Source organism: Hymenobacter sp. AT01-02 (assembly GCF_000961955.2).
Lineage (GTDB): Bacteria > Bacteroidota > Bacteroidia > Cytophagales > Hymenobacteraceae > Hymenobacter > Hymenobacter mucosus.
On record NZ_JZIR02000172.1, the window covers coordinates 1 to 4,539 of the forward strand.

Below are 4,539 nucleotides of genomic sequence, written 5' to 3' on the forward strand. Positions count from 1 at the left end.
AAGAAACACGTAAGCAGCGGATTCGTCGGGGCATCCCCAAATAGGTAATACACTCTCACCGAGCTTAAAGACGGTTTGTTGTTGCCTAGTAGGACAGTGAGTATGTAACCTACTCCGGGCCGTAGTGGTTGGAAGAGTGTCTTACTCTTCCAACCACTACGGCCCGATAGTTTGTGCACCTAATTACAATAGCGAGCTACGAAGCCGACCCTAGTCGAGGCCGCCGCTTACGGGCTGGTGTGGGCGAGGCAGGGGATGTAGACGCAACAGGTGCGGCAGGGGCTTGGCGAGGCGTAGAAGTAACGGGTAAGGTAGCAACCGGTTCCTCTGACCCTTCTTCCTCGTGCAAATGTGTGTCCATCAAGCGGGCCAGCGCATCAGACTCAGAACTTGCGGGTCGCAGGGAGGAACCAGTACGGGTGGGCCGAGCCTCCCGAGCGCGCCAGCGCAGGATACTTTCCGCAAGCTCGTCAATAGCACTTGTTACACTTTTAGGTAGCGCCGCCGGTGCGGCAGTAGGGGAGAGAATGGGAGCTAAGGCAGTAGTTAGCTCCGCTACAAGGGCTTTCTTGGGCGTTTTCACCTCGCTACAGACGTAGACAAGGGCGTACAGGTTTCGGCAGCCACTAGAGGAACTGACTTTCTGCTACTAAGGAGCCAAGACACCCTCATCTTTCATTCTCGGTGGGTGATTCTATGAGGAGAGGTGTCGTTTTTATCACGTAATAGAATGGTTAAATAAATCATTGATAATTAGATAATTAATTAAATAATAACCCAAGTAGTTGCCGAGTAGTGTTGTGCTTGTACTGTTGCAAGTGTGTTGGACTTAACAAAGAAGAAAAATAACGTGTTACTTTTGTCTTTTAGATACTACAGTTTGCACTATTTCGCTTAGCAGTAGCACTTGTAGTTATCGGCCTTTTGCGTACCACATTTTGTTATCATAGCCTTCTGCTATGCATCAGCTCTCTACTTCGCAAGCAGTAATCCAACGCAACCACATTCGCATAATTGGTGATAACAAGCCCACCTTGCTGTTTTGTCATGGTTTTGGTTGCACCCAACACATCTGGCAATACCTTACACCTGCCCTGGCTGCTCACTACCAGCTCATCCTATTTGACCACGTAGGGGCGGGTGGGTCAGATCTGAGTGCCTATAATCCCACCAAATATGCTTCTCTAGAAGGATACGCTCAAGATGTAGTGGAGATTTGTGCTGCTCTCGATTTGCACGATGTGGTCGTAATCGGTCATTCTATTGGCGCTACTATTGCAATGCTAGCGGCCATTCAAGCGCCCACGTATTTCAGGCAGGTAATGATGCTGTCTCCCTCTCCTTGCTTTATCAATGATGCCGGATACTTGGGCGGATTCGAGCGGGACGACGTAAATCAGCTACTTACTTTAATGGACGCTGATTACAACAGCTGGGCAAATATGTTTGCTAATCTCCTCATGGGGCCTAGCAACCCGCCTTCCATTGGGGAGGACCTAGCCGGCTATTTCTGCAGCATGGACACTACTATTGCCAAGCAGTTTGCTCGCGTATCTTTCCTGTCTGATTACCGGCCGCAGGTAAGCCAAGTATCTGTGCCGACCGTGGTGTTACAATGCTCTGAAGATGTAGTAGCTCCCCGGGAGGTGGGAGACTATCTACTTCACCACCTACCCGACGCTACACTCGTAACCTTACGAGCTACTGGGCATTGCCCTCACCTCAGCGCGCCCGTGGAAACACTCACGGCTATGGAGCGCTTCTTGCCTGCTATGGCACTATAAAAGAGTATAAATGCGTTAACGAATTTCTATTCCTTCGGTGTAGCTCACCGAAGGAAGTGAACTTAGCGTCGGTTTTTGGAGGCGAACCCCCTGATTTCCCAGCAAGACAGTAGTTCTTGAAGTGTTTGGTACTGCTGCTGGGGCTTATTGGCGAAGTAGATGCAGTATTGACTGCGAGAAAAAATAATTGATACAGCGTAGCGCTGGCCATGCTGCCATTGAACCGTAGTGGGCCCCAAATAGCGAAGCGGATCCATTAAAAATGTGAAGGGGTGGGAGTACGAGCGGCTATACGGCAAAAGACGCTCGACAGTGCAGGATGTTGCTTTATTCTCAGGCACTACGCTAGTAGATAGATGCAAACCAGTGCACTTGGCATCAGCCAGAGGCATCAGCTAGTTGTAGGTTCAAGTAGCCAGGTGACATCAGTGGGAAGTATAGCCCAAGCAACTCATGTTCATCAACACTAGAGCAAATGCAGCACCGGAGGCCTCTTCTGTAAGTGTAGCTAGCTGTCCTATTAGGTAAACGGAGCACTTTGCTCTAATAGGAACAAGAAGCAAGGCTGTTACTCCGTATAGCGGTAAAACCAATATGGGAAGTGATAGTGCAGCCCCATTGGAGATAATTGCACTATATCAAAAATATTCCGTTTTATTGGCCTGCGAAGGCCGATATAGCTACTTGTTATTCTGTATTATTTGGATAATACAGTAGTTGCTGAGTTGCCTCATAATGGGAAGGGTATGCTATGTTGAGAACAGCTTGCTACAGATTCAAAATCTCAGCAGTTTTATTCCCCACCTCCCCCAAAGGCAGTTCATTTCTTACACTTACTGGGTAACTGCCTTCCCTAGTTCTCTATCTTAATGGATATCCTTAGCCGCCACAATGTTTCTACTTATGGCTCTGGTACGCAGCCTATCATATTCTCTCATGGATTTGGGACCGACCAGCACATATGGCATTATGTAGCTCCCGCCTTCGCGGCAAAACATAAGGTAGTTCTTTTCGACCTGATGGGCGCCGGCCAGTCAGACAGGACAGCGTATGACTTCACGCGCTACCGTACGCTAGATGGCTACGTAACAGACTTGCTAACCTTACTGCACGCACTGGATGTGTCAAAAGTTGTGTACGTCGGTCATTCCGTAAGTGGAATTATTGGCGTTCTAGCCGCTATTCGGGAGCCAGAGTTATTTGACCGCCTTGTTCTATTGGCCGCCTCCCCATGTTATATGAATGATGGAGACTATATAGGGGGCTTTGAGTTAGCAGATTTAGAAGAACTCGTCGGTTTTCTTGATCGTGATTACCTCGCTTGGTCGCGTGCAGTTGTGCCGACCTTAGTAGGAGGAGAGATGCGGACTGAGTTGGTTGATGAAGTCCTAGCCAGCTTCTCCCAGTTGGACCCAGCAATTGCTCGCCAATTTGCCCGTGCTACCTTCTTCTCCGATTATCGAGATGATCTGCAGAATTTGAAGGTGCCTACTCTCATTGTACAGTGCGCGCAGGACTCAATTGCTCCCACGGCAGTAGGCGAATATCTACACAAGAACCTGCTAGGAAGTACTCTCGCCGTTCTGGATGTTACCGGGCACTATCCTCATCTAAATGCGCCAGTTGCTACTATTTCAGCAATGGAGCGTTATCTGAGTGCTACCTCATAGCGGCCCAGTAGAGACAATAGGATGTGAGAGTGGTGCTAACAACAAAGTACCTAGTGAAGTACTTAGAAGCCCAGCGGAATGCAAGAGGCTAGAAAGAAACGAGCAGCTTGCTCTATCCTTTAGTTATTAGGATGCTTGGAAAATAGGTGACATCCTCTTAGCCTGTTAGCAACTAAGCGGCTAAGCGCCCAGATTGCTCATCAGTTGCCGGGTGAAACTCACATTCAAGCTGTTCAACAAGCTCGAAGCTCAAGAGCACATCGTCATCCAACAGTAACTCTGCTGGTTCGTGGCAGTAAGAAGTGGGTGTAGTATTCATACCTATATTTACCCTAACCTCGATAGTTTAGTTACGCCGTAATAGTTATGCTTTCCTTACGCATTACAATATGGCGCTACTTATCACAGATACTACTCTGCTATAAGTTCATTCACTTTCACGAGCATTTACCGCGAAAGTCTATACTCTGTACTATCCAGTTAATAGCTGTCCACATCCGTTGTTTTGACAGCAAGCTGTATCATCTCCATAGACTAGCCAGCATCCTTTCCAATCCCAATCGGGACTTGGTTGTATGATAGGTTCTTTTCTGAATGTGGTTTCGCAGCCTAACAGTGCGGGGAGCGGACCGCATAGGTCCTATGAGTAATGAGTAGACGAAACGCTGCTGCCATAAAATCTCGGCACTCCCAGGCATCAAGAGTAATGTAATAGTCGATTTGCACCCATACTCTATATAGTGTGTACTAAGCTAGCCCCTTGTGCGAACTATAGGTGTGTACAATTACTAAACAGCATACTATAAAATTTGCGGAGCAGTGAACTTGTAACAACAAGACTTGGTTAACAAAATCCAGCTAGCAATAGAAGAAGGATGTGCGATGAAGAAAAACGTAAATTTTTTGTCAGCGCTTGCATTGTAAAAAAATCTTTCTACTTTTGCAGCCCGCTTCAGCAGGAAGGGGGGACAGCAACTAAGAGAACAGAAAATATTTTCTACTACTAGTTGCACGAACAAAAAAGCTTCGTACCTTTGCAGCCCGCTTCAGCAGGAAGGGGGTAAGCAGAAAAGAAAGAGAAAAAT

General features: G+C 47.5%; 3 protein-coding genes. 2 read left to right on the top strand and 1 reads right to left on the bottom strand.

Annotation, left to right across the window (positions count from 1 at the left end; translation table 11 throughout):
- Nucleotides 1-196: 196 nt before the first annotated feature.
- Nucleotides 197-583 (bottom strand): hypothetical protein, encoded by a 387-nt coding sequence (locus VI25_RS24935; RefSeq protein ID WP_152981769.1) that lies wholly within the window; start codon nt 581-583, stop codon nt 197-199.
- Between the two features lie 376 nt (nt 584-959).
- Here VI25_RS24935 and VI25_RS21990 point away from each other — a divergent pair, with 376 nt between their 5' ends.
- Together VI25_RS21990 and VI25_RS22000 are read left to right on the top strand one after the other, a co-directional pair.
- Nucleotides 960-1,784 (top strand): alpha/beta fold hydrolase, encoded by an 825-nt coding sequence (locus VI25_RS21990; protein WP_055562898.1) that lies wholly within the window; start codon nt 960-962, stop codon nt 1,782-1,784.
- 869 nt (nt 1,785-2,653) lie between these two features.
- Entirely contained in the window at nt 2,654-3,454 is an 801-nt protein-coding gene (locus tag VI25_RS22000; protein WP_045690575.1) for an alpha/beta fold hydrolase, read from the top strand.
- Nucleotides 3,455-4,539 lie beyond the last annotated feature (1,085 nt).

Bases quoted from the DNA above. Each gene is read 5' to 3' on its own strand.
- VI25_RS21990 (WP_055562898.1), top strand. From the start codon at position 960: ATGCATCAGCTCTCTACTTCGCAAGCAGTAATCCAACGCAACCACATT.
- VI25_RS22000 (WP_045690575.1), top strand. From the start codon at position 2,654: ATGGATATCCTTAGCCGCCACAATGTTTCTACTTATGGCTCTGGTACG.